Origin of the sequence: Herbiconiux sp. VKM Ac-1786 (assembly GCF_015350805.1) — a bacterium.
Taxonomy (GTDB): domain Bacteria; phylum Actinomycetota; class Actinomycetes; order Actinomycetales; family Microbacteriaceae; genus Herbiconiux.
Genome location: NZ_JADKSG010000002.1, coordinates 357,441 through 382,155, shown reverse-complemented (window position 1 = coordinate 382,155; position 24,715 = coordinate 357,441). Strand labels below are relative to the sequence as shown.

Genomic DNA, 24,715 nt, shown 5'->3' with positions numbered 1-24,715 from the left:
TCAGAGCCATCCGTGTTCGTGCAGCGCACTGCGCGCGTCGTCGCGGGCGGAGTAGGGGATGCGCTCCCCCGCGACCTCGTGGTAGTCCTCGTGGCCGGGACCGGCGTAGAGGATGACGTCGCCCTCGCCCGCGAGGGAGAGCGCCGTGCGGAAGGCGGCCCGCGGGTCGGGCACCTCGTGGATCTCGCGATCGGGCACGGCCGCCCGCGCGCCGGCGATCAGCGCGGCGCGGATGGAGGCCGGGTCCTCGAAGCGGGGGTGGAAGTCGGTGACCACCACGGCGTCGGAGAGCCGGGCCGCGATCGCGCCCATCTCCTCGCGCTTGGAGGGGTCGCGGTCGCCGTCGGCGCCGAAGAGCATGATCACGCGTCCGTCGGAGACCCGGCGGATCGACTCGAGCGTCGAGGTGAAGGCGTCGGGGCTGTGGCCGTAGTCGATGTAGACGATCGGGCCCGACTCGCCGGAGACCTTCTCGGCCCGGCCCGGGATGTACACGTCGATGCCGGCGACGAAGCCGTCGTCGTCGATCTCGGCGCCCTCGGCGTCGTGCGGGATGTTCAGGGCGTGCGCGATGGCGTCGAGATCGAAGCCCGACTCCACCAGCATCACGATGGCGAGGGCCGCGTTGGCGGCCATGTACGACCCGAGCAGCGGCACCGAGGTGGTGAGCGTGCGGTGGTCGGGGCCGCGCAGGGTGAAGGTGGTGCGCTCGGGTCGCTCCTCGTCGATCGTCAGCGTCCACTCCGCGTCGGCGGCGGGGTCGGTGGCGATCGTGGTGATCGGGATACGCGACTCCTGGGCGAGCCGGCCGCCCCAGTCGCCGTCGACCATCACCACGCCGCGGCGGGCGCGGTCGGGCTGGAACAGCTCCCGCTTCGCCGCGTAGTAGACGTCCATGGTCTCGTAGTCGTCGAGGTGGTCGTGGGTGAGGTTGGTGAACCCGACCACGTCGAAGACGATGCCGTCGACGCGGTGCTGGGTGATGGCCTGCGCCGAGACCTCGAGCACGACCGAGCGCACGTCGGCCTCGCGCATCCGTGCCAGCATCGCGTGGATCTCGGTGGCCTCGGGGGTCGTGAGCTTGGAGACGATGACCTCGTCGCCGATGCGCCGCTCGGCGGTGGTGCTGATGCCCGCGACGACGCCCAGCTGACGCAGGATCGCCTCGAGCAGGTAGGCCACGCTCGTCTTGCCGTTGGTGCCGGTGACGCCGAACATCGTCGGCGGCTCCTCGCGGGTGCGGTAGATCCAGGCCGCGAGCTCGCCGAGCGCGAGGCGCGGCTCGGGGGTGACGATGATCGGCAGGCCGGCGTCGGCCGCGATGCGGGCGCCCTCGTCGTCGGTCAGGATCGCGACGGCCCCGGCCTCCTTCGCGGCCGCGGCGAAGCGGGCGCCGTGGTGCCGCTTGCCGGCGAGCCCCACGTAGAGGTCGCCGGGAACGACGTCGTGCGACGACAGAGTGATGCCCGACACGACCTCGGAGACGGGCAGGCCGCGCTGCTCGAGGCCGAACTCCTCCACGAGATGCGGCAGGGACCGCTCGATCGGATGCTCGGGTCGAAGCGCCGAAGAACCCCGATCAGCCACTGGTCTCCTTGGTGCTCAATACGTCGTCGGCAGGTCTGGCGAAGGAACGGTGGAGGGAAGCACGCGCTTCTCCTTCAGCACCTGCGACATGATCTTCTGGAAGACCGGCGCCGCAGCCAGGGCCGACTCAATGGTAACGGGCTTCGCGATGGTGACCGAAACGACGTACTGCGGGTCCTCCGCCGGAGCGAGGCCGGCGACCGAGGTGATGTAGCTGTCGCCGTAGGCACCCGACCCGTCGCTCATCTGCGCCGTTCCGGTCTTCGCGGCCACCCGGTAGCCCGGGATCGACAGCTCCTTCGAGGCGTAGCCGCCCGAGACGACGGTCTCCAGCATGTTCACGACGTCGGTCGAGACGGTGCTCGGCACGATCTGCTCGCCCGTCGCATCCGGAACCTGCGTCATCGTGCCGTCCTCGGCCTTGCAGCCGTCGAGGAGCTGCACGGGCAGGCGCACGCCGCCGTTGCCGAGGGTCTGGTAGAGGCTCGCGATCTGGATGGCGGTGTTCGACACGCCCTGACCGAAGGTGGTGGTGAGGTTCGTCTGGTCGTCCCACTCGTCCCACGGCGCCAGGATGCCGCCCGACTCGGCCGGGAAGCCGACCTCGCTGGGCTTCGTCATGTGGAACTTCTCGATGTAGTCGTAGCGCTGCTGGCTGGAGAGCAGCTCGCCGAGCATCGCGGTGCCGGTGTTCGAGGACTCCTGCATGACGCCGGCGAAGGTGAGCCGCAGCGGGTCGACGTGGAACTCGCTGTCGCGGGTCGACGCCCCGTTCGGGTCGGTGTAGATGAACGGCGCCTCGACCTGGGTGCCCACGTTCGCGAGCCCCGCGTCGAGCACCGAGGCCGCCGTCAGCGCCTTGAAGGTCGAGCCGGGCTCGAACGGCGACTGGAAGGCGATGGAGCCGCGCTGGTCGGCCGGGGTGGCGTCGATGTCGTTGGGGTCGACGCTCGGGTAGTCGGCGACGGCGAGCAGCTTGCCGGTCTTGACCTCCTGCACCACCACCGTGCCCCAGGCGGCGCCGGTCTCCTGGATGCGCGCCAGCAGCGCCTGCTGCGAGAACCACTGCAGGTCGCTGTCGAGCGTGAGCACCGCGGTGCCGCCCTGCTGCGCCTTCACCACGGTCTCGCTCGATCCGGGGATCGCGACGCCGTCGGCTCCCCGCTCGTAGGTCTCGACGCCGTCGGTGCCGGTGAGGCACTGGTTCTGCATCTGCTCGATGCCGGAGAGCCCGACCTCGTCCTCGGTTCCGGCGCTGTCGCCGGTCTCGGTGGCGCCCGGGTCGGCGTCGGGATCTTCGCCCATGAAGCCCACCACGCTGCCGGCGACGGCTCCGTTGGGGTAGGTGCGCACGGGGTTCGACTCGTAGTAGAGCCAGGGGATCTCGAGGTCGCGGATGGCGCGGAAGGCGTCGACGTCGATGCCCGTCACGACGACCACGTGGTTCGAGGAGGGGTCGGCCGTTAGCGTGCCGTAGACCTGCTCGGGGGTCTGGCCGATGACCGCGGCGATCTCGCCGGCGGCCTGCAGCGCGGTCACGTCGACGGTCTTGCCGTCGTCGCCCGTGCGCTCGAAGTCGGTGACCGACTTCGGCGAGGCGGTGACGTCGTAGCGCAGCACGGTCGTCGCCAGCACCGTGCCGTCCTCGTCGACGATGTCGCCGCGGAGGCCGTAGGAGGTGGTCTCGGCCGACAGCTTGTCGAACGACTCGGCGTTCAGCGTGTCGGCCTGCACGATCTGGATGCTGACCAACCGGATCACGAAGACGGCCACGACGGCCATCACGGCGACGACGGCGACGGCGGCGCGACGCCGGGTGGTGCGGTTCGCGGCGGTGTTCACGAGCGCCGGGGATCAGCGGGTCGTCGGGGAGGGAAGAGCACCCGTCCACGGTACGTCGGCGGGCGCCTCGGCCACGGGAGGCGCGCTCGCCGTGTCGGCGGTCGCGGCGGCATCCGCCGCTGCTCCGGCCGCCGCAGCGGCCGCGGCGTCGGCCGGGGTCGCCGCGGTGCCCGTCACGGGGTTCAGCGAGGCGTTCGGGATGAGCGACTGCCCGGCCGTGATGGCCCCGGTCGCTCCGCTGGCCGCGACCGGCGAGCCGAGCACGGCGCCGTCGGAGAGCCGCAGGTAGACCGGAGCGCTGTTGGCGACCATGCCGAGCGCCTCGGCGCTGGCAGCGAGGTTCTGCGGCGACGACAGCGAGTCGTACTGCTCGCTCAGTGTCTGGTTGGTGCGGTCGAGCTCCTTCTGCTGCTGCTGCAGCGAGGAGATCTCGTAGGCGCCGTCGGAGAGCCCGATCGAGAGCATCAGCTGGGTGACGACGATGGCGAGCACGCCGGTGACGACCACGGCCGCGTAGGCGATCTTCGGGCGGGCCCGGCGCTGCTGGCGGGTCGGCACGACCTGGATGCGCCGCGGCGCGATCGGGTGCTCGACGCCGGGCAGGTCGAGGTCGAAGTCGGGCTCGACCGCGACCGCCTGGGCGAAGGCGGCACGGGGGCGGCTCATGGATGCACTGGCCAGGTTCGTCATGCGATCCTCCTGATTCGTTCTGCTGCACGGAGGCGGACGGGGATGGAACGGGGGTTGCGGGCGCGCTCGTCGTCGTCGGCGAGCTCGGCGCCGCGCACCAGGAGCTTCAGCTCGGGCCGGTGCTCGGGCAGCTCGACCGGCAGGCCGGCGGGAGCGGTCGAGGCGGCGCGCCTGGTCAGCTCGCGCTTGACGATGCGGTCCTCCAGCGACTGGAAGGCCAGCACGACGATGCGGCCGCCGACGACCAGGGCGTCGATGGCTTTGGGCAGGGCCCGCTCGAGCACCGAGAGCTCGGCGTTGACCTCGATGCGGAGGGCCTGGAAGACGCGCTTGGCGGGGTGGCCGGAGTTCGAGAACTTGGCCGGCGTGGCCGCCTGGATGATGTCGACGAGCTGACCCGACCGCAGGATCGGTGCCTCGTCGCGGGCCCGCACGATGAACCGGGCGTAGCGGTCGGCGAGCTTCTCCTCGCCGTAGTCGCGGAAGATGCGGCGGAGGTCGGCCTCGGAGTAGGTGGCGACGATCTCGGCGGCGGTGAAGGCCGCCGTGTCGTCCATGCGCATGTCGAGCGGCGCATCCTTGGAGTAGGAGAAGCCGCGCTCGACCTCGTCGAGCTGCATCGACGAGACGCCGAGGTCGAACAGTACGCCGTCGACCTCGTCGATGCCGAGGCCCTCGAGGGCCTCGTCGATCTCGTCGTAGACGCAGTGCACGAGGTCGATGCGGTCGGAGAAGCGCTCGAGCCGCTCCCCCGCCAGGCGGAGGGCGTTCGGGTCGCGGTCGAGGCCGACGAGGTGCAGCTCGGGAAAGGCCTCGAGGAAGGCCTCGGAGTGACCGCCGAGCCCGAGGGTGCAGTCGACGAGCACGGCTCCGGGGCGGCCGAGGGCCGGGCCGAGGAGCTCGATGGAGCGTTCGAGGAGAACCGAGGTGTGGATGCCGGAGTAGTCGGTCATGGTGATGCGGCCGGTGCTTCGCAGTCCCTGATCCCCGTCCGTTCCGACCTGCCACCGGGGAAGTGCGGCAGGGCGTCCGACCTGGCACCGGGGAAGTGCGCCAGGGCGATGAACGGCTGGGAGTCAGGGACGACGACTCAGAAGAGGCCGGGGATCACCTCCTCGTCGGTGTCGGAGAACGCGGCCTCCTGGGCCTCGAGGTAGGTGGCCCAGGCCGTGGCGTCCCAGATCTCGGCGCGCGAGCCGACGCCGATGACGACGAGGTCGCGGTCGAGGCCGGCGTAGCTGCGGAGCGGGGCCGGGATGGTGACCCGGTGCTGCTTGTCGGGCGTCTCGGCGCTGGCCCCGGAGAGGAACACGCGCTGGTAGTCGCGGGCCTGCTTGCTGGTGACGGGCGCCTGCCGGATCTTCTCGTGCAGGTTCTCGAACTCGCGGGTGGAGAACACGTACAGGCAGTTCTCCTGGCCGCGCGTCACGACCATGCCCCCGGCCAGCTCGTCCCGGAACTTCGCCGGGAGGATGATGCGCCCTTTGTCGTCGAGCTTGGGTTCGTAGGTGCCAAGGAACATCTACCTCCCCGTTCTCTCCGGCCAGATTGTGTGGGCTTGACCTCCACTTTACTCCACTCCCTTCCACATACCTACGACATTCGGGCTCAATGTGGGCTCATACGCAAAAACTTCCGCGTCAATGCACGGAAGTTCGGGGTGGAGGGGAATGGAGGGAGATGGGCGGCCGGGACGGGCATCCGGGCACAAAAAAAGACCGGCCCGAGGGCCGGTCTTCTTCAGGGGAGGAAAAGGGAGGGCAGTGCCCTACTCGCCGCGATCGTCGTCGCGTCGCTCCCAGCGGTCGTTGAGTCGATCCATGAAGCCGGACTTCGACGAGGCCGTGGCGCCGCCGCGACCCGTCGTGGGCGTTCCGCCGAGCGGGGCCTTGGGGGCCGGACCGCGGGAGGTTCGTCTCAGGGCGAGCAGCACGCCGCCGAACATGGCGACGAAGCCGGCCAGACCGATCAGCGGCTGGTGCAGCACCACGCCGACGATGACGACGCCGAGCCCCAGGATCCCGACCAGGATCCCCAGCACGAGCGCGCCGTAGTTGAGTCGACCTCGCGCCCCGCTGACGGCCGACACGAAGTCGGCGTCGTTGTGGTAGAGACTGCGCTCCATCTCATCGAGGAGTCTTTGTTCTTGCTCCGAAAGCGGCATCCTATTTCACCTCAGGCTCGGGACCGACGCGTGATACTTGCTGATTGTAGTGCGCGGGGTCTAGCTAGGCTAGGCGAGTGATGGAAAGCCCGCGCCTAGTCAATCTCGTCGATGCTCGGATCGTGGAGTTCCTCGCATCGCGCGAGTCCATTCTCGGTCGTGTGGCCCCCGACCTCGCCCCCTTCTCCCGGTTCTCGCGGGATCTTCTCAGCGGCGGCAAGAGGTTCAGGGCCCTGTTCTGCTACTGGGGCTGGCGGGCGGTGTCGCCGGCCGCCACCGCCTCGGCCGTGCCGGGCGAGAAGGAGCTCGACTCCCTGGTCGACCTCTGCGCCGGCCTCGAGCTCTTCCACGCCGCCGCGCTGGTGCACGACGACATCATCGACAACTCCGACACGCGCCGCGGCATGCCCTCGGCGCACCGGCGGTTCGAGACGCTGCACGCCGACGGCGGCTGGCGCGGCGACCGTCGCACGTTCGGCGAGGGCAGCGCCATCCTGCTCGGCGACCTGCTGCTCGCCTGGAGCGACGAGCTGATCGCCCGGGCCGTGCTCGGCGCCCCCTCGCTCGAGACCCATCTCGCCGCCCGCGAGGCGGTCGACACCATGCGCACCGAGGTCACGCTCGGCCAGTACCTCGACCTGCTCGAGGAGCGTGCCTGGGCGACCACCGACCCCGAGGCGTCGCTCGAGCGCGCCGAACGGGTGATCGTCTACAAGTCGGCGAAGTACAGCGTCGAGGCCCCGCTCGTGATCGGGGCGTCCCTGCGCGGCAGCTCGCCCGAGCAGACGGATGCGCTGCGGCGCTTCGGGCTCCCGCTCGGCATCGCGTTCCAGCTGCGCGACGACGTGCTGGGCGTCTTCGGCGACGCCGAGCTCACGGGCAAGCCCTCGGGCGACGACCTCCGCGAGGGCAAGCGCACGGTGCTCGTCTCGCTCACCCGCTCCCGGCTCGACCCCTCGTCGCGGCGGCTCTTCGACGAGCTGCTCGGCGATCCCGAGCTCGACGAGGGCCAGATCCGGATGCTGCAGCAGACCATGGTGGGCACGGGTGCCGTCACCGAGGTGGAGGGCATGATCTCCCGCCGCCTCCGCACCGCGCTCGAGGAGCTCGACCGCGCCCCGCTAGGCGACACGGCCAAGGCCGAGCTCACGAGCCTCGCGAAGCGCCTCGTGAACCGCCAGGCCTAGACCGGGTCGCGCAGACGGCCCTTCGTGGGCGCAGCACGGGCCGTTTGCGCGACCCGGGCTCCGGATGCGCGCTAGAAGTCCTGGGCCTGGGCGATGCGGCGCACCTCGGCCTTGCGGCCGGCGCGCAGCGCGGCGATCGGCGTGGCGTCGAGCAGCTCGTTCGGCGACAGCAGCCACTCGAGGATCTCGTCGTCCTTGTACCGGTTGTCGGCGAGCACCATGATGGTGCCGCGCAGCTCGGTCAGCGGCTCGCCGTCGCGGATGAACTCCGCCGGCACCGAGAGCACGCCGTCGCGGCGCGTGGCCACCAGGTGGTGGTCCTCGATCAGGCGCCGCACCTTGCTCGGCGTGAGGCCGAGCAGGTCGACGAGGTCGGGAACGGTCAGCCACTCGGTGGCGGGCAGATCAGTCACCAGTACAGATTGCCACGCGCCGGGGCGCCGGTCGCAATCGGCTCTCATCACGAATGCATAAAAATGCGCATCCGGATGCCCGATCGCCCGGTGTCTATGCGGCCAGGGCGATGCCCCCCTCTCTAGACTCGGAACTGTGACAAGCGCCCCGCCCGACCCGATGATCGGACGTCTCATCGACGGCCGCTACTCGGTGCGTTCGCGCATCGCGCGCGGCGGCATGGCGACCGTCTACCTCGCCACCGACCTGCGCCTGGAGCGCCAGGTGGCCATCAAGATCATGCACGGCCACCTCGCCGACGACGCGGTCTTCAAGGAGCGCTTCGTGCAGGAGGCCCGCTCGGCGGCCCGGCTCGCGCACCCGAACGTCGTGAACGTCTTCGACCAGGGCCAGGACAGCGACATGGCGTACCTCGTCATGGAGTACCTGCCCGGAGTCACCCTGCGCGACCTTCTCAAAGACTACGGAAAGCTCACCACCGAGCAGACCGTCGACGTGATGGACGCGGTGCTCGGCGGCCTCGCCGCCGCCCACAAGGCCGGCATCGTGCACCGCGACCTCAAGCCCGAGAACGTGCTGCTGGCCGACGACGGCCGCATCAAGATCAGCGACTTCGGCCTCGCCCGCGCCGTCTCGGCCAACACGGCCACCGGGCAGGCGCTGCTCGGCACGATCGCCTACCTCTCCCCCGAGCTGCTCACGCGCGGCACCGCCGACGCCCGAAGCGACATCTACGCGGCCGGCATCATGATGTACGAGATGCTCGTCGGCGCCCAGCCCTACGTGGGCGAGCGGCCGATGGCCATCGCCTTCCAGCACGCGAACGACCCGATGCCCGTGCCGAGCGTCGCGCAGCCCGGTGTGCCCGAGCAGCTCGACGACCTCGTGCTCTGGGCCACCGCGAAGAGCCCCGACGATCGGCCGAGCGACGCGCGCGAGATGCTCGAGCGGCTGCGCGAGGCCGAGCGCGAGATCGTCGGAGCACGTCCGGTCACGAACGCGACCGGTCGCACCGTGGTGCTGCCCGAGACCTTCGACGCCGACCTCGACCACGCCCAGACGCAGGTGCTCGAGTCGCGCCGCCGTACGGGCCAGATGGCCGCCGTGGGGGGCGCGACCGGTGAGACCACGGCCTACGGGTCGCCGCTCATCCCGCCCACCGGTCCGATCCCGCCCGGGTCGCCCGGCTCCCCCGGCTCGCTCGCCGCGCTGAACGACAGCGGGCCGCACTCCGAGACACGGCAGCGGTTGGCCACCAAGACGGGCCGGCGCAAGCGCCGGGGGCTCTGGGTGTTCGCGCTCATCCTGTTCGTCGCGGCCGGGCTCGGCACCGGCGCGTGGTACTTCGCCGCGGGCCCGGGTGCGATGCTCACCGTGCCCGACGTCACGTCACAGGCTCCGGATGCGGCGGTCGCCACCCTGCAGGGTCTCGGCCTCGAGGCCTCCCAGTCCCCGGCCACCAGCCCCACTGTCCCTGCGGGCTCGGTGATCGGCACCGACCCCGCCTCGGGCACCAGCGTGCAGACCGGGTCGGGCGTCTCGGTGCTCGTCTCGTCGGGGCCCGCGATGCTCCCCGTGCCGACCCTGACCGGTATCCCGGAGGATCAGGCGCGCTCCGCCGTCGAGGAGGCGGGCTTCACGAACACCGACTCGCAGACGCAGTTCAACGGCGACGTCGAGGCCGGCGTCGTGCTCGCGGCGCTCGACGCGGCGGGCAACCAGCTCGGCGCGGAGTACGGCGAGCAGCAGCCGGTGACCCTCGTGGTCTCGCTCGGCCCGGTGCCCGGCGTGATCGGCCAGACGCTCGAGGAGGCGCAGGCGACCCTGTCGGCCGTCGGTCTCGTGGGCGTCGAGGGCTCCTCCGACTTCAACGAGGAGGTGCCGGCCGGCCAGGTCTACAACGCCGTGCTGCCGTCTGACATCGTGCACCAGGGCGACTCGATCACCCTCGACATCTCCCGCGGCCCCGAGCCGGTCACGGTTCCCTCCGACATCGTGGGGCAGTCCTGGGCCGACGCCAAGCCGAAGCTCGTCGAACTCGGCTTCGACCTGCGCTACAACGCGGTGGCCGACGCCCTCCCCGACGCCTTCAAGATCAGCGCCACCGACCCGGCGCCGGGCACGAGCCTCCCCCGAGGCTCCTCCCTCACGGTCTCCTTCAGCGTCTTCTAGCGGCCCACCCCAGGCGAGTTGCCGAAAAACGCCCTATCCGAGCTCCGGAAGGGCGTTTTTCGGCAAGTCGCCGGGTGGCCTGGGCGTCAGGCGCGGGCGGCGCTCGAGACCTTGAGCTCCTCGGCCACGAGGAAGGCGAGCTCGAGCGACTGCATGTGGTTCAGGCGCGGGTCGCAGAGCGACTCGTAGCGCGTCGAGAGGGTGGCCTCGTCGATGTGCTCCGACCCGCCGAGGCACTCGGTGACGTCGTCACCGGTGAGCTCGACGTGGATGCCGCCCGGGTGCGTCCCCGCCGCCCGGTGCGCCTCGAAGAAGCCCTTGACCTCGTCGACCACGTCGTCGAAGCGACGCGTCTTGTAGCCATTGGGCGTCGTCAGTCCGTTGCCGTGCATGGGGTCGGTGACCCAGAGCGGCAGCGCGTCGCTCGACTTGATCGCCTCGAGCAGCGGGGGCAGCGCATCCCGGATCTTGCCCGCGCCCATGCGCGTGATGAACGTCAGCCGCCCGGGCTCGCGCTCGGGGTCGAGCTTGTCGATCAGGCGCAGCATGTCGTCGGCGGTCGTGGTCGGGCCGAGCTTCACGCCGATCGGGTTGCGCACCCGCGACAGGAAGTCGACGTGCGCGCCGTCGAGCTCGCGCGTGCGCTCCCCGATCCAGATGAAGTGGCTCGAGGTGTTGTACGGCGTGCCCGTGCGCGAGTCGATGCGCGTCATAGGCCGCTCGTAGTCGAACAGCAGACCCTCGTGGCTGACGTAGAACTCGGTGCGCTTCAGCGCCTCGAAGTCGGCGCCGCACGCGACCATGAACTTCACGGCGCGGTCGATCTCGCCGGCCAGCTGCTCGTAGCGCACGTTGGCGGGGTTCGAGGTGAAGCCCTTGTTCCACATGTGCACCTGGCGCAGGTCGGCGAAGCCGCCCTGCGTGAAGGCGCGGATGAGGTTCAGCGTCGAGGCGGCCATGTGGTAGCCGTCGAGCAGGCGCTTCGGGTTCGCGGTGCGCGACTCGGGCGTGAAGTCGTAGCCGTTCACGATGTCGCCGCGGTAGGCGGGCAGCGTGATGCCGTCGCGGGTCTCGGTGTCGCTGGAGCGCGGCTTGGCGAACTGCCCGGCCATCCGGCCCATCTTGATGACGGGCATCGAGGCGCCGTAGGTGAGCACGACGGCCATCTGCAGGATGGTCTTCACCCGGTCGCGGATCTGGTCGGCCGTGGCGCCCGCGAAGGTCTCGGCGCAGTCGCCGCCCTGCAGGAGGAAGGCCTCACCCCGGGCCGCCGTGGCGAGCCGGGAACGCAGGTTGTCGACCTCGCCCGCGAAGACGAGCGGCGGCAGCGTGGCGATCTCGCGCGAGACGGCCTCGACCGCGGTCTGGTCGGGCCAGGACGGCTGCTGCTTCACCGGGAGGGTGCGCCAATAGTCCAGACCCGCGATCACCGATTCATCCGCTTCGACGATTTGCTCTGTTGGATCTACCACTGGTTTGGATTCCCGTATCTATTTGGCGGTGGCGCGCGGTCGCACGCGTTTCTCCTTGACCGAAGTCGCATAGACGTCCGCGTATTCCTGGCCTCCCAGGCGGTGCAGCTCGTACATGATCTCGTCGGTCACGGAGCGGAGGATGAACCGGTCTGATTCCAGTCCCTCGAACCTACTGAAATCTAGTGGCTCCCCGATGACGATGCCAATCCGCCTGATCTTCGGCAGCTTCGTGCCGATGGGCATGACCTTCTCGGTGTCGATCATGGCGACCGGGATGATCGGCACATGCGCCTCGAGCACCATCCGTGCGACGCCGGTGCGTCCGCGGTAGAGCTTCGCGTCGGGGCTCCGGGTGCCCTCGGGGTAGATGCCCAGCAGGTCGCCGCGCGCCAGCACCCGGAGGCCCGTGTTCAGCGACGCCTCGGAGGCCTTGCCGCCCGCGCGGTCGATCGGCAGCTGCCCGGACGCGATGAAGAACAGCCGCACCAGGAAGCCCTTGATGCCCTTGCCGGTGAAGTACTCGCTCTTGGCGAGGAACGACACCTGCCGGTCGACCACCACGGGCAGGAACACCGAGTCGCTGAACGAGAGGTGGTTCGAGGCGAGGATCGCGCCGCCCGAGGCGGGGATGTTCTCGAGCCCGATCACCCAGGGCCGGAACAGCGTCTTCAGCACCGGGGCGATGAGCAGGTATTTCGCGAGGAAGTAGAACACGGTCAGATCGATTCGGCGTACTGACGGGCGAGGTCGGCCGCGCCGACGACACCGGCGTCGTTGACGAGCTCGGCGATCGCGAAGGCGGGTTCGGGGTGGTACCCCCGGGCCGGCAGGCTCTCGAGGAACGATTGGCGGATGGGGTCGAGCAGCAGGTCGCCGGCCTGGGCGACCCCGCCGCCGATCACGAACAGCTGCGGGTCGAGCACCGCGCCGAGACTCGCACAGGCCTGGCCGATCCAGGTGCCGAGGGTACGGAGTGCGGACAGGGCGCCGGGGTCGCCGATGGTCACCAGCTCGCTGACGTCCTGACCGGTGAGCACGCCCTTCCGCTGCCGCACCGAGGCCAGCACCTGACCGATGCCGCCCGCGTCGGCCAGCTCGTTCGCGAGCCGGAGCAGCGCTCGGCCGGAGCCGTACTGCTCGATGCAGCCGTGGGCCCCGCATCCGCAGGGCAGGCCGCTGGGGACCACCCGCATGTGCCCGAGCTCGGCGCCGGCGCCGAAGCCGCCGCGGAACAGCCGGTCGCCGCTGACGATCGCCCCGCCGACCCCCGTGCCGATGGTGAGCATGACCATGTCGCTGACCAGTCGGCCGGCGCCGAAGCGGAACTCGGCCCAGCCGGCCGCGTTCGCGTCGTTCTCGACGATGATGTGCATGCCCAAACGGTCCTGGAGCTTCTCGCGGAACGGCTCGTTGCGCCAGTTGATGTTGGGCGCGTAGTAGACGACCGACTGCGAGGCGTCGATGAAGCCGGCGGCGGCCACCCCGACCGCGGCGATCTCCTCGCCCTCGGCCAGGCTCTGCACCATCGCGACGACGGAGTCCTCGATGACCTGGGGCTCGGCCGCGATGGTGGGCGTGCGATCGTGCTTGACGATCGTGCCGAACTCGTCGACGACCGCTCCGGCGATCTTCGTGCCGCCGATGTCGATGCCGATGGCGCGCATGGAGGTTCCTTCCGACCGGGCGAAACGGCGCCCCCGGGAAGCCCCGGGCGCACCAAGTAGAGTGTAGAGGAGAAGAACCTGACCGGTACCGAAGGAGCTGCCGTGGACCAGTACGAGAACCCTCCCGCCGTCACAGCCGACCCCGGGGCGAACGTCACCGATCTGCTCGTGGAGCGGGTGCGCCAGACCCCCGACCAACCGCTCTTCGCGGTTCCCGAGAACGGCGGCTGGCGTGACATCACCGCCGCCGAGTTCCTCACCCAGGTGAAGGCCGTGGCCAAGGGCCTGATCGCGGCCGGCATCGAGCCGGGCGACAAGATCGGCCTGATGTGCCACACCCGCTACGAGTGGACGCTGATCGACTTCGCCACCTGGTTCGCCGGTGCCGTGCTCGTGCCGATCTACGAGACCTCCTCCCCCGCGCAGGTGCAGTGGAACCTCAGCGACTCGGGCGCGACCGCGATCATCGTCGAGACGGCCGACCACTTCGCCCGCTTCGACGAGATCCACGCCGACCTGCCGCTGGTCACCCGCGTCTGGCAGGTCGACCTGGGCGACCTCGACAAGCTCGCCGCGACGGGGGGTGCGGTGTCCGACGACGAGGTCGAGCGCCGCCGCAACCTCGCGCAGGGCTCCGACCTCGCCACGCTCATCTACACCTCGGGCACGATGGGGCGGCCCAAGGGCTGCGTGCTGACCCACTCGAACTTCGTCGAGCTGAGCCGCAACGCCGCGGTCTCGATGGCCGACGTGCTCGCCCCCGGGTCGTCGACGCTGCTGTTCGTCACCACCGCCCACGTCTACGCCCGGTTCATCTCGGTGCTCTCGGTGCACGGCGGCGTGAAGGTCGGCCACGAGTCGAACACGAAGAACCTGCTTCCGGCGCTCGGGTCGTTCAAGCCGACCTTCCTGCTCGCCGTGCCGCGCGTGTTCGAGAAGGTCTACAACTCCTCCGAGCAGAAGGCCGAGGCCGGCGGCAAGGGCAAGATCTTCCGTGCCGCCGCGGCGGTCGCCGTGCAGCACTCCGAGGCGCTCGACGCCGGGCACGTGCCGCTCGGGCTGAAGCTGCGCTTCGCCGTGCTCGACCGCCTGGTGCTCTCCAAGCTCCGGGCCGCCCTCGGCGGGCGCGTCAAGTACGCCGTCTCGGGCTCGGCCCCGCTCGGTCACCACCTCGGCCACTTCTACCGCAGCCTCGGCGTCAAGATCCTCGAGGGCTACGGCCTCACCGAGACCACCGCGCCGGCCACGGTGAACGTGCCCGAGCAGTTCAAGATCGGCACCGTCGGCCCCCCGCTGCCGGGCGTCGCGGTGAAGCTCGCGGGCGACGGCGAGATCCTGATCAAGGGCGTCAACGTCTTCGCGGGCTACTGGAACAACCCCGAGGCGACCGCCGAGGTGATGGACGGAGAGTGGTTCAAGACGGGTGACATCGGCACCCTCGACGACGACGGCTTCCTCACCATCACCGGCCGCAAGAAGGAGATCATCGTCACCGCCGGCGGCAAGAACGTCGCCCCGGCCGTGCTCGAGGATCCGATCCGCGCGAACCCGGTCGTGGGGCAGGTCGTCGTGGTCGGCGACCAGCGTCCGTTCATTTCGGCGCTGATCACGCTCGACTCCGAGATGCTTCCCGTGTGGCTGAACAACAACGGCCAGGATGCGACGATGAGCCTCACCGAGGCGGCCGTCAACCCGGCGGTGCTGGCCGAGATCCAGCGGGCCGTCGACACGGCCAACGCCCTCGTCTCGCGGGCCGAGTCCATCCGCAAGTTCGTGGTGCTCACCGACGAGTTCACCGAGGACAGCGGGCACCTCACGCCCAAGATGTCGATCAAGCGCAACGTGATCCTCAAGGACTACGCGGCGGTCGTCGACGGCATCTACTCGGCGGCCCCGGCCACCGAGGGCCAGTCGCTGGTATTCTGAGCCTTCCGACCCGCGACGGTCAGAACCAGTTCGACTCGCGCACCTGCCGCATGGCCTCGCGGCGGGTGGGCTTGTCGAGCCGGTCGAGGTAGAGCAGGCCGTCGAGGTGGTCGGTCTCGTGCTGCAGCGCCTGGGCGAGCACGCCTGTGCCCTCGACGACGACCTCGTTGCCGTCGAGGTCGGTGCCGCGGGCCTTCGCGTAGGGGTAGCGGCTCGTCTTGAACCAGAGCTCGGGCACCGAGAGGCAGCCCTCGTCGACGAGCTCGGGCTCGCCCGAGGTCTCGACCAGCACCGGGTTCAGGATGTAGCCGACCTGCCCGTCGACGTTGTAGCTGAACGCGCGCAGGTTCACCCCGATCTGCGCGGCGGCGACGCCGGCGCGGCCGGGCACCATCACGCTGTCGAGCAGGTCCTCGACGAGGGCGCGCACGCGGTCGTCGATCTCCACGATCGGGTCGGACACGGTCTTCAGCACGGGGTCGCCGAACAGGCGGATCTCGCGAACAGTCACAGCGGTGGTTCTCTTTCGGTGTCTTCGGGCGGGGTCGGCGGGGCGACCCCGGTCGGGTTCAGGATGCGGGGGTCACCACGGCGATCAGGTCACCGGCCTCGACCTGCTGGGTGGTGGGGATGGCAAGGCGGGAGACGGTGCCGGCGATCGGGGTGGTGATCGCCGCCTCCATCTTCATCGCCTCGATGGTCGCGACGGGGGCGCCGGCCTCGACGGTGTCGCCCACGGCGACCTTCACGGTGACGACGCCGGAGAACGGAGCCGGCACCTGCCCGGGCTGGGCCGCATCCGCCTTCTCGGCCGTCTTGGTCTCGACCTTCACCGAGCGGTCGCGCACGTTCACCGGGCGCAACTGCCCGTTGAGGGTGGTCATGACGGTGCGCTCGCCCTTGTCGTCGACCTCGCCGATCGCCTCGAGTCCGACGAACAGGCGCACGCCGCGGTCGATCTCGACCACGTGCTCGGTGCCCTGCTGCAGCCCGTAGAGGTAGTCGACCGTGTCGACCACGGACAGGTCGCCGAACAGTTCGCGGAGCTGCTCGAAGGTGCGGGTCGGGGCCGGGAACAGGAGCCGGTTCAGGGTCGCGCGCCGTTCGCGGCCGTCCGCATCCGGTGCGATCGCGGCCAGGTCGGCGTCGTCGACCGGGGTGACCCCGACCTTCACGTCTCGGCCCGCGAGCACCTTGGTGCGGAACGGCTCGGGCCAGCCGCCCGGCAGCTCGCCGAGCTCGCCGGCCATGAAGCCGACGACCGAGTCGGGGATGTCGTAGTTGCCGGGGTTCTCTTCGAAGTCGGCCGGATCGGCCTTCACCGCGGCGAGGTGCAGGGCGAGGTCGCCCACGACCTTCGACGACGGGGTGACCTTCGGGATGCGGCCGAGGATCTTGTTCGCCGCGGCGTAGAGGTCCTCCACCCGCTCGAAGTCGTCGGCGAGACCCAGCGCGATGGCTTGCTGGCGCAGGTTCGACAGCTGCCCGCCCGGGATCTCGTGGTTGTAGACGCGCCCGGTGGGGCCCGCGAGGCCCGACTCGAACGGCCGGTAGACCTGGCGCACCGCTTCCCAGTAGGGCTCGAGGTCGCTGACGGCCGCAAGCGACAGCCCCGTGTCGCGCTCGGTGTGGGCCAGGGCGGCGACCAGAGCGGATGCGCTGGGCTGACTCGTGGTGCCCGCCATCGGTGCGCTGGCCACGTCGACCGCGTCCGCGCCCGCCGCACTGGCGGCCAGCAGCGTCGCGAGCTGCCCGCCGGCGGTGTCGTGCGTGTGCACGTGCACCGGCAGGTCGAACCGCTCCCGGAGGGCCGACACCAGCTTGGCGGCGGCGGCCGGGCGCAGGAGGCCCGCCATGTCCTTGATCGCCAGCACGTGCGCGCCGGCCGCGACGATCTCGTCGGCCAGGCGCAGGTAGTAGTCGAGGGTGTACAGGTCTTCGGCCGGGTCGAGCAGGTCGCCGGTGTAGCAGACGGCGACCTCGGCGATCGTGGTGCCGGTGGCCAGCACCGACTCGATCGCGGGGCGCATCTGGTTCACGTCGTTGAGGGCGTCGAAGATGCGGAAGACGTCGACGCCGGTCGCGGCGGCCTCGCGCACGAAGGCGTCGGTCACCTCGGTCGGGTACGGGGTGTAGCCGACGGTGTTGCGGCCGCGCAGCAGCATCTGGATCGCCACGTTCGGCAGGGCCTCGCGCAGCACGGCGAGGCGCTCCCACGGGTCCTCCCCCAGGAAGCGCAGCGCCACGTCGTAGGTCGCGCCGCCCCAGGCCTCGACGCTCCACAGCTCGGGCGTGAGCCGGGCGACGTAGGGCGCGACCGCGACGAGGTCGCGGGTGCGCACGCGGGTCGCCAGGAGGGACTGGTGGGCATCCCGCATCGTCGTCTCGGTCACTGCGAGGGCGGTCTGCGCCCGGAGCGCCTCGGCGAACCCGACCGGGCCGAGCTCGAGCAGCCTCTGCCGGCTGCCGGCCGGGGCAGGCACGGTGAGGTCGACGGCGGGGAGCTTGTCGACCGGGTGCACGGTCACCGTGCGCGGCCCGTTCGGCTGGTTCACGGTGACGTCGGCGAGCCAGTTCAGGATCTTCGTACCGCGGTCTTTCGACGGATGCCCGGCCAGCAGCTGCGGCCGCTCCTCGATGAAGCTCGTGCTGAGGTCGCCGGCGGCGAACGACGGGTCGTCGAGCACGCCCTGCAGGAACGGGATGTTCGTGGACACGCCCCGGATGCGGAACTCCGCCAGCGCGCGGCGCGCCCGTCGCACGGCGGCCGGGAAGTCGCGGCCGCGGCAGGTCATCTTCGCCAGCATGGAGTCGAAGTGGGGGCTGATCTGCGCGCCGACGTCGACGGTGCCGCCGTCCAGGCGCACGCCCGCGCCACCGGGTGAGCGGTAGGCGGCGATCTTGCCGGTGTCGGGGCGGAACCCGGCGGTCGGGTCCTCCGTCGTGATGCGGCACTGCAGGGCGGCGCCGTGCAGCACGATGTCGTCCTGGTGCATGCCGAGCTCGTCGAAGGTGCTGCCGCTCGCGATCAGCATCTGCGACTGCACGAGGTCGACGTCGGTGACCTCCTCGGTGACCGTGTGCTCGACCTGGATACGCGGGTTCATCTCGATGAACACGTGCTGCCCGGCCCGCTCGCCGACCGTGTCGACCAGGAACTCGACGGTGCCCGCGTTCACATAGCCGATCGACTTCGCGAACTTGATCGCATCCGAGTGCAGGGCCGCGCGCAGCTCGTCGGAGATGTTCGGGGCCGGGGCGATCTCGACGACCTTCTGGTTGCGGCGCTGCACCGAGCAGTCGCGCTCGAAGAGGTGCAGGGTCTCCCCCGTCGCATCCGCGAGGATCTGCACCTCGATGTGACGGGGCCGGAGCACCGCCTGCTCGAGGAACATCGTCGCGTCGCCGAAGGCACTGTCGGCCTCGCGCATGGCGGCCTCGAGCGCACCGCGGAGCTCCTCGCGGGTCTCGACCCGGCGCATCCCCCGGCCGCCACCGCCCGCGACGGCCTTGGCGAAGACCGGGAAGCCGATCTCGTCGGCCGCGGCGACCAGCACGTCGAGGTCGGTCGTCGCCGGCGAGGACTTCAGCACGGGCACCCCGGCCGCGATCGCGTGCTCCTTCGCGGTGACCTTGTTGCCCGCCATCTCGAGCACGTGCTCACCCGGGCCGATGAAGGTGATGCCGTTCTCGGCGGCGGCCTTGGCCAGCTCGGGGTTCTCCGACAGGAAGCCGTAGCCGGGGTAGATCGCGTCGGCGCCCGACTCCTTCGCAACCCGGATGATCTCGCTCACATCGAGGTAGGCGCGCACCGGATGCCCGACCTCACCGATCTGGTACGCCTCGTCCGCCTTCAAGCGATGCATCGAGTTGCGGTCTTCGTAGGGGAACACCGCGACGGTCTTCGCACCCAGCTCGTACGCGGCCCGGAACGCACGGATCGCGATCTCCCCGCGGTTGGCGACCAGAATCTTCGTGAACATGGAGACCTTTCAGGCGCATGCGCGTACAGCGAACAGTTAGGTAGTCAAAGCCTAGTGAAGGTAACGTTGTCGACTGTGCATGTACTCAGCGTCTCTTCCCTCAAGGGGGGTGTGGGCAAGACCACAGTGACGCTCGGACTCGCTTCCGCCGCGTTCGCCAAGGGTCTCCGCACCCTCGTGGTCGACCTCGACCCCCAGTCCGACGTGTCCACGGGCATGGACATCCGTGTCGCCGGCCACCTCAACGTGGCCGACGTGCTGGCCTCTCCCAAGGAGAAGGTCGTGCGCGCGGCGATCGCGCCCTCGGGCTGGACGAAAGACCGCGGCGGCAAGATCGACGTCCTGATCGGCAGCCCCTCGGCCCTCAACTTCGACGGGCCGCACCCGTCGATCCGCGACATCTGGAAGCTCGAGGAGGCCCTGGCCACCGTCGAGAGCGAGTACGACCTCGTGCTGATCGACTGCGCCCCGTCGCTGAACGCGCTCACGCGCACCGCCTGGGCGGCCTCCGACCGCGTGTCGGTCGTCACCGAGCCCGGACTGTTCTCGGTGGCCGCCGCCGACCGCGCCCTGCGCGCGATCGAAGAGATCCGGCGCGGCCTCTCCCCCCGACTGCAGCCCCTCGGCATCATCGTGAACCGCGTGCGGTCGCAGTCGCTCGAGCACCAGTTCCGCATCAAGGAGCTCCGCGACATGTTCGGCCCGCTGGTGCTCTCGCCCCAGCTGCCCGAGCGCACCTCCCTCCAGCAGGCGCAGGGCGCTGCCAAGCCCCTGCACGTCTGGCCGGGCGAGGGCGCCCAGGAGATGGCCCGCAACTTCGACCTCCTCCTCGAGCGCGTCATGCGCACGGGCCGCGTCGGCGAATACGCCGACCTCAAGGCCTGAGCTAGCTGCTTCGCGGGCCGGTGCGGCGCGACGGCTGCGCCGCCGTGCCGCGCCGGCGCGCTCAGGCGTCGCCGGTCCCTGCCCGGCGCCGCGCGACGTGTTCGGGTGCGGTCGCTCACGCGGCCGCGCCCTCACCGGTGGTCACCGGGTACGGCCCGCGGCCCCCACTCGCGACCGCCCTCCCCCGCGAGTGGTCGCTCGCTCGCGCCCTTGTTCGCTCACGCGCCCGAGTGGTCAGTAGTTGCGCCAAAGGCGCCGCGTTCGCGCCGAAACTGACCACTCGCGAGCGGAGACGCGTCACTTCGGGCGTGCTGCGCCGCGGGGCTCCCGCGACTGGTCGCTCGTTCGCCCGAGTGGTCAGTAGTTGCGCCAAAGGCGCCGCGTTCGCGCCGAAAGTGACCACTCGCGGGCGGGGGACGCGTCGCTGAGCGGGAGGCGCGCCGCGGGGCTTCGGCGAGTGGTCAGTATTTGCGCCGAAGGCGGTGGGTTCGCGCCGGAAGTGACCACTCGGGGGCGGGGGCGCGTCACGGAGGGTGAGGTGCGCCGAGGCGCGGCGCGGCGCCGCGCGGCGGGCCGCCGCCGGGGAGGGGCGGTCAGCTGATCTTGCGGGAGGCGCGGCGGGCCGCGAGTTCGTCGGCCGGGTCGGTGACGACCGAGTCGAGGTCGACGAGCGAGTGCTCGACCTCGCGGAGGACCTTGCCTACGGCGATGCCGAAGACGCCCTGGCCGCGGCTGACGAGGTCGATGACCTCGTCGTTGGAGGTGCAGAGGTAGACGCTGGCGCCGTCGGACATGAGCGTCGTCTGGGCGAGGTCGTTGATGCCGGACTCGCGCAACTGGTTGATCGCCGTGCGGATCTGCTGCAGCGAGATGCCGGTGTCGAGCAGCCGCTTCACGAGCTTCAGCACGAGGATGTCGCGGAACCCGTACAGGCGCTGCGAACCGGATCCGGCGGCCCCGCGCACGGTGGGCTCGACGAGCGCGGTGCGCGCCCAGTAGTCGAGCTGACGGTAGGTGATGCCGGCGGCACGGGCGGCGACGGCACCGCGGTAGCCGTTGGCGTCGTCGAGGTCGGGCAGTCCGTCGGTGAACAGGAGGCCGAGGTCGTAGCGAGAATCGTCGCCTTGGCTGAGCTCGCTCATCGGGGCCTTCCGTCGTCGGGCGCACCCGGAACCGGATGCATCACGTCAACGCTATCGACGCAGACCCCCCGGGGCAACGACCGCGCCGTTTGCACCCCCGGCGTGTCGCGGACGCGCGAGAGATCGTGACCGGATCGTGTCACGGGACGATGCGGCTGAGCGCCGACCGGATGAGACTCGACCGCACGACCTCGAGCTGCCCCGCGATCTCGACGGCCAGCTCGGCGGCCTTGACGCGGCTCGACGGGTCGCGGCGACGCGCCACCGGCATCAGGGCGCTCTCGATGAGACCGAGCTCGCGCTCCGCCGCCTGCCGGAACCCGCGCAGGTGCCGGGGCTCGATGCCGCTGCGCTGCAGCTCGACGAGCGCCTTCAGCACGATCAGCGAGTCTTCGCCGTAGGTCTCGGCCGGCGTGATCACCGACGCCGAGAAGGCATCCTGCACCAGCATCGGCGTCGCACCAGCCTCGCGCGTGAGCTCCTCGCGGCTGAGTCGCCGCCCCGTCTGCAGAATGGATGCGCCACCCGGCAGCGCCGCCCCCGGCATCGGCGGGTTCAGCCCCGCGTCGACGTCGGCGAGGTAGTCCTTGATCACCGCGAGGGGCAGGTAGCAGTCGCGCTGCAGCGTCAGGATGAGCTTCAGCCGGCTCAGGTCGTTCTGCGAGAACTTGCGGTAGCCCGACGGGGTGCGGGCCGGATGCACGAGCCCGCGCTCCTCGAGGAAGCGCAGCTTCGACGGGGTGAGGTCGGGGAACTCGGTGGTCAGCCTCGCGAGCACCTGACCGATGCCGAGGAGCGGCGCGCCGGGCTGCTGCCCGGGCGCGGGAGCGGCGTTCGGCACTACTCTCCCGCGGCGGTGACGACGTCGATGCGCGACGGGTAGAACGTGAGCCGGAACTTGCCGATCTGCACCTCGGCCCCGTCGTCGAGCAGGGCCTCCTCGACCCGGGCCCCGCCGACGTAGGTGCCGTTCAGCGACCCGAGGTCGCGCACGATGAAGGTGTGGCCGTGGCGGGAGAACTCCGCGTGGCGCCGCGAGACGGTGACGTCGTCGAGGAAGATGTCGGCGTTGGGGTGCCGGCCGACCGTGGTGGTGGAGGTGTCGAGCAGGAAGCGCGCACCGGCGTTCGGCCCGCGGCGCACGATCAAGAGCGCCGAACCGGACGGCAGCGCCGCGATGGAGTCGAGCTCCTCGCCGCTGACACCGCCCTCGAGGGCCGCTAGCTGCGCGGCGAACTCGCCGGTCAACGACAGGGTCGTGTCACCGGTGGGGGTGGGCACGGTGATCCGGGTCGTGCGGTCGTCGTTCACGTTGCTCGTCATCCTGCTGCCCTCCTTGCTCCGTCCAGCGTAGTCGATCGGGAGGGGTGCAGAACCCGCGAATCTGCCGAGCGGCCGGGCACCCGTGCCCTACTATTCGACCATGATCCCGTTGCTGGCCTCGGTCTGGGTGCTGATCGCGAGCGTGCTGGTCACCTGGGTGCTCTCCCTCGTCACCCGCGAGTACTCCTGGGTCGACCGGATCTGGTCGATCGTGCCGGTGCTCTACGTCTGGATCTTCGCCGGCGCGACCGGCTTCACCGACCTCCGGCTGGTGCTGATGGCCTCCGTCGTGACGCTCTGGGGCGCCCGCCTGACGTTCAACTTCGCCCGCAAGGGCGGCTACGGCCGCGGGGGCCAGGACTACCGCTGGGGCATCCTGAAGAAGCGGATGCCCGCAGCCGCGTTCCAGGTGTTCGACCTGCTGTTCATCGCGGGCTTCCAGAACCTCGTGCTCTGGCTCATCGCGATGCCGGCCTACTTCGCCTACCAGCATCGCGCGACCCCGTTCGGGCTGCTGGACATCGCGCTGCTCGTGCTCTTCGCGGCCGCGCTCGTGGGCGAGTCGATCGCCGACGAGCAGCAGTGGCGCTTCCACCGGCGGAAGCAGGCGGGCACGGCGCAGATGCCATTCCTCACGACCGGGCTGTTCCGCGTGAGCCGCCACCCGAACTATTTCTTCGAGCTGGCCCAGTGGTACCTCTTCTTCGGCGTCGGCGCGGTGGCCGCTGGCACCGTGCTGCAGTTCTCGGCGCTCGGGCCCCTGCTGCTGACCGTCGTCTTCATCGGCTCGACGATCTTCACCGAGAGCATCTCCCGCGGGAAGTACCCCCAGTACGACGCCTATCGCCGGACGACGTCGGCGCTCGTCCCGTGGTTCCCCCGCAGGACGAGCGCCGAGCCCGCTAGTTGAACTCGAGCGGGTTGGTGCCGTTGCGGCCGTCTTCTCCGCGGTCGAGCGTCGCGATGGTGGCGATCTCGGAGGCCGAGAGCTCGAAGTCGAAGACGTCGAAGTTCTGAGCCATGCGGCCTTTGTCGTTGCTCTTCGGGATGACGATGTTGCCCACGTCGAGGTGCCAGCGGATGATCGTCTGCGGAACCGACTTGCCGTGCGCCTCGGCGATCGCGGCGAGCTCGGGCGACTCGTTGATCTTGCCCTGGCCGAGCGGCCCCCAGGCCTCGATGGCGATGCCCTGCTCGGCGGCGAACGCGCGCAGCTCGGCCTGCTGGAAGTCGACGTGCAGCTCGACCTGGTTGACGGCCGGCACCACGTCGGTCTCGGCGATCAGGCGCTCGAGGTGATCGATGGTGAAGTTCGAGACGCCGATGGCCTTGGCGCGGCCGGACTGCGCGATCTCGATCAGCCCGCGCCAGGCGTCGACGTAGGTGTCGCGCTCGGGGGTCGGCCAGTGGATGAGGTACAGGTCGACGTAGTCGGTGCCGAGCCGGGCCAGGCTCTTCTCGAAGGCCTCGAGGGGCCGGGTCTGGTCGTCGTTCCAGAGCTTCGTGGTGATGAAGAGGTCGTCGCGGGCGATGCCGGACTCGCGCACGGCGTGGCCGACGCCCTCTTCGTTCTGGTAGATGCGGGCCGTGTCGAGGTGGCGGTAGCCGACGTCGAGGGCGTCGCGCACCACGCGGTTCGTCTTGTCGGGATCGACCCTGAAGACGCCGAAGCCGAGCTGCGGGATGGTGGTGCCGTTGTTCAGGGTGACTGTGGGGACTGAGTTCTCCGTCATCCCTTCACCCTATGACTCCCCGCCGACACCCGCCTCGTCGTCAGCGACCAGACTGCGGACGATCAGGTCGAGCACAGCTTCGCCGTAGGCGTCGGCCGCGCTCAGCGCCTCGTACCGTCGCTCGTCGCCCCGGATCACGGCCGTGACGAGGTAGAGCGTGTCGCCGTCGACCCGCTCGGTGGTCAGCGAGACGAAGCCGTCGCGCAGCAGCTCCCGCAGCTGGTCCTCCCGCGGCAGCCAGAGCGTGTCGCCGAGATCGACCGAGTCGAGCGCCCACTCGGTGGTGCCGTTGAAGCCGATCAGGCTGCCACCCGGATGCTCGTGCACCTCGACGGTCATCTCGCTGACCGTGTACACCTCGCCGCCGGCCTCGGCCGTCTCGATGACGAAGCCGTCGCCCGAGCGGGGGTGCCAGCGGAGCCCGGCGGTGCGGAGCGCGCGGGCGAGCTCGATGGAGATCATCTCCCCATCATTACAGCGTCGGCTAACGTTGAGGTGACCGCACGGGCTCACCGAGGCAGAAACGGC

At 70.3% G+C, this 24,715-nt stretch carries 22 protein-coding genes; 5 read left to right on the top strand and 17 right to left on the bottom strand.

Translation table 11 applies throughout. The features are described from left to right. From ITJ64_RS12770 to ITJ64_RS12745, 6 genes are all read right to left on the bottom strand, one after another. Complete coding sequence (locus tag ITJ64_RS12770; protein WP_194681165.1) at window positions 1-1,587, bottom strand: UDP-N-acetylmuramoyl-L-alanyl-D-glutamate--2,6-diaminopimelate ligase; 1,587 nt, start codon at window positions 1,585-1,587, stop codon at window positions 1-3. 15 nt (window positions 1,588-1,602) lie between these two features. Beyond that, complete coding sequence (locus tag ITJ64_RS12765; RefSeq protein ID WP_194681164.1) at window positions 1,603-3,429, bottom strand: penicillin-binding protein 2; 1,827 nt, start codon at window positions 3,427-3,429, stop codon at window positions 1,603-1,605. Window positions 3,430-3,441: 12 nt separating this feature from the next. After that, the gene (locus ITJ64_RS12760) at window positions 3,442-4,119 is read right to left on the bottom strand and encodes a hypothetical protein (RefSeq protein ID WP_194681163.1); all 678 of its coding nucleotides are present in this window, start codon (window positions 4,117-4,119) and stop codon (window positions 3,442-3,444) included. After that, the gene (gene rsmH, locus ITJ64_RS12755; RefSeq protein ID WP_194681162.1) at window positions 4,116-5,072 is read right to left on the bottom strand and encodes a 16S rRNA (cytosine(1402)-N(4))-methyltransferase RsmH; all 957 of its coding nucleotides are present in this window, start codon (window positions 5,070-5,072) and stop codon (window positions 4,116-4,118) included. The genes ITJ64_RS12760 and rsmH overlap by 4 nt, the downstream gene beginning before the upstream one ends. A 137-nt stretch (window positions 5,073-5,209) precedes the next feature. Further along, entirely contained in the window at window positions 5,210-5,641 is a 432-nt protein-coding gene (gene mraZ / locus ITJ64_RS12750; RefSeq protein ID WP_179548226.1) for a division/cell wall cluster transcriptional repressor MraZ, read from the bottom strand. Between the two features lie 246 nt (window positions 5,642-5,887). Next, complete coding sequence (locus tag ITJ64_RS12745; protein ID WP_194681161.1) at window positions 5,888-6,283, bottom strand: DUF3040 domain-containing protein; 396 nt, start codon at window positions 6,281-6,283, stop codon at window positions 5,888-5,890. A gap of 77 nt (window positions 6,284-6,360) precedes the next feature. On the opposite strand from ITJ64_RS12745, the gene ITJ64_RS12740 reads away from it, so the two are divergent. After that, a complete protein-coding gene (locus ITJ64_RS12740; RefSeq protein ID WP_194681160.1) occupies window positions 6,361-7,470 on the top strand; it encodes a polyprenyl synthetase family protein in 1,110 nt (369 codons plus the stop codon). Window positions 7,471-7,541: 71 nt separating this feature from the next. Here the strand turns inward: ITJ64_RS12740 and ITJ64_RS12735 are convergent, their stop codons facing one another. Further along, window positions 7,542-7,883 carry an Rv2175c family DNA-binding protein gene (locus tag ITJ64_RS12735; protein ID WP_370545175.1) on the bottom strand — a complete coding sequence of 114 codons (342 nt, stop codon included), beginning with the start codon at window positions 7,881-7,883 and terminating at the stop codon, window positions 7,542-7,544. Window positions 7,884-8,043: 160 nt separating this feature from the next. Here ITJ64_RS12735 and pknB point away from each other — a divergent pair, with 160 nt between their 5' ends. Further along, a complete protein-coding gene (gene pknB / locus ITJ64_RS12730; RefSeq protein ID WP_228508846.1) occupies window positions 8,044-10,056 on the top strand; it encodes a Stk1 family PASTA domain-containing Ser/Thr kinase in 2,013 nt (670 codons plus the stop codon). A gap of 86 nt (window positions 10,057-10,142) precedes the next feature. Here the strand turns inward: pknB and ITJ64_RS12725 are convergent, their stop codons facing one another. Genes ITJ64_RS12725 through ITJ64_RS12715 form a run of 3 tightly spaced genes read right to left on the bottom strand, consistent with a single transcriptional unit; the run spans window position 10,143 to window position 13,195 of the window. Beyond that, complete coding sequence (locus ITJ64_RS12725) at window positions 10,143-11,486, bottom strand: class II 3-deoxy-7-phosphoheptulonate synthase (protein WP_194681157.1); 1,344 nt, start codon at window positions 11,484-11,486, stop codon at window positions 10,143-10,145. Between the two features lie 60 nt (window positions 11,487-11,546). Beyond that, complete coding sequence (locus ITJ64_RS12720) at window positions 11,547-12,245, bottom strand: lysophospholipid acyltransferase family protein (RefSeq protein WP_173180792.1); 699 nt, start codon at window positions 12,243-12,245, stop codon at window positions 11,547-11,549. Window positions 12,246-12,247: 2 nt separating this feature from the next. Beyond that, window positions 12,248-13,195 carry an ROK family glucokinase gene (locus tag ITJ64_RS12715; protein ID WP_194681156.1) on the bottom strand — a complete coding sequence of 316 codons (948 nt, stop codon included), beginning with the start codon at window positions 13,193-13,195 and terminating at the stop codon, window positions 12,248-12,250. 102 nt (window positions 13,196-13,297) lie between these two features. Here ITJ64_RS12715 and ITJ64_RS12710 point away from each other — a divergent pair, with 102 nt between their 5' ends. Then, complete coding sequence (locus ITJ64_RS12710; RefSeq protein WP_194681155.1) at window positions 13,298-15,121, top strand: long-chain fatty acid--CoA ligase; 1,824 nt, start codon at window positions 13,298-13,300, stop codon at window positions 15,119-15,121. A gap of 19 nt (window positions 15,122-15,140) precedes the next feature. Here the strand turns inward: ITJ64_RS12710 and def are convergent, their stop codons facing one another. Next, window positions 15,141-15,632 carry a peptide deformylase gene (gene def, locus ITJ64_RS12705; RefSeq protein WP_194681154.1) on the bottom strand — a complete coding sequence of 164 codons (492 nt, stop codon included), beginning with the start codon at window positions 15,630-15,632 and terminating at the stop codon, window positions 15,141-15,143. Between the two features lie 58 nt (window positions 15,633-15,690). Then, complete coding sequence (locus ITJ64_RS12700; protein ID WP_194681153.1) at window positions 15,691-19,104, bottom strand: pyruvate carboxylase; 3,414 nt, start codon at window positions 19,102-19,104, stop codon at window positions 15,691-15,693. Between the two features lie 75 nt (window positions 19,105-19,179). Here ITJ64_RS12700 and ITJ64_RS12695 point away from each other — a divergent pair, with 75 nt between their 5' ends. Next, window positions 19,180-19,989 (top strand): ParA family protein, encoded by an 810-nt coding sequence (locus ITJ64_RS12695; protein ID WP_194681152.1) that lies wholly within the window; start codon window positions 19,180-19,182, stop codon window positions 19,987-19,989. Window positions 19,990-20,582: 593 nt separating this feature from the next. Here the strand turns inward: ITJ64_RS12695 and ITJ64_RS12690 are convergent. From ITJ64_RS12690 to ITJ64_RS12680, 3 genes are all read right to left on the bottom strand, one after another. Beyond that, a complete protein-coding gene (locus ITJ64_RS12690; RefSeq protein WP_194681151.1) occupies window positions 20,583-21,131 on the bottom strand; it encodes a MerR family transcriptional regulator in 549 nt (182 codons plus the stop codon). Between the two features lie 139 nt (window positions 21,132-21,270). Next, window positions 21,271-21,972 (bottom strand): MerR family transcriptional regulator, encoded by a 702-nt coding sequence (locus tag ITJ64_RS12685; protein WP_194681150.1) that lies wholly within the window; start codon window positions 21,970-21,972, stop codon window positions 21,271-21,273. After that, window positions 21,972-22,454 carry an FHA domain-containing protein gene (locus ITJ64_RS12680; RefSeq protein WP_173180782.1) on the bottom strand — a complete coding sequence of 161 codons (483 nt, stop codon included), beginning with the start codon at window positions 22,452-22,454 and terminating at the stop codon, window positions 21,972-21,974. Before ITJ64_RS12680 ends, ITJ64_RS12685 begins: the two co-directional genes overlap by 1 nt. Window positions 22,455-22,554: 100 nt before the next feature. On the opposite strand from ITJ64_RS12680, the gene ITJ64_RS12675 reads away from it, so the two are divergent. Beyond that, window positions 22,555-23,364: a DUF1295 domain-containing protein gene (locus ITJ64_RS12675; RefSeq protein ID WP_194681149.1), complete on the top strand. Its 810-nt coding sequence runs from the start codon at window positions 22,555-22,557 to the stop codon at window positions 23,362-23,364. On the opposite strand, the gene ITJ64_RS12670 is transcribed toward ITJ64_RS12675, so the two are convergent. Beyond that, a complete protein-coding gene (locus ITJ64_RS12670; RefSeq protein WP_194681148.1) occupies window positions 23,357-24,187 on the bottom strand; it encodes an aldo/keto reductase in 831 nt (276 codons plus the stop codon). The genes ITJ64_RS12675 and ITJ64_RS12670 overlap by 8 nt on opposite strands. Window positions 24,188-24,196: 9 nt before the next feature. After that, window positions 24,197-24,649 (bottom strand): pilus assembly protein CpaE, encoded by a 453-nt coding sequence (locus ITJ64_RS12665; protein WP_194681147.1) that lies wholly within the window; start codon window positions 24,647-24,649, stop codon window positions 24,197-24,199. Window positions 24,650-24,715: the final 66 nt, after the last annotated feature.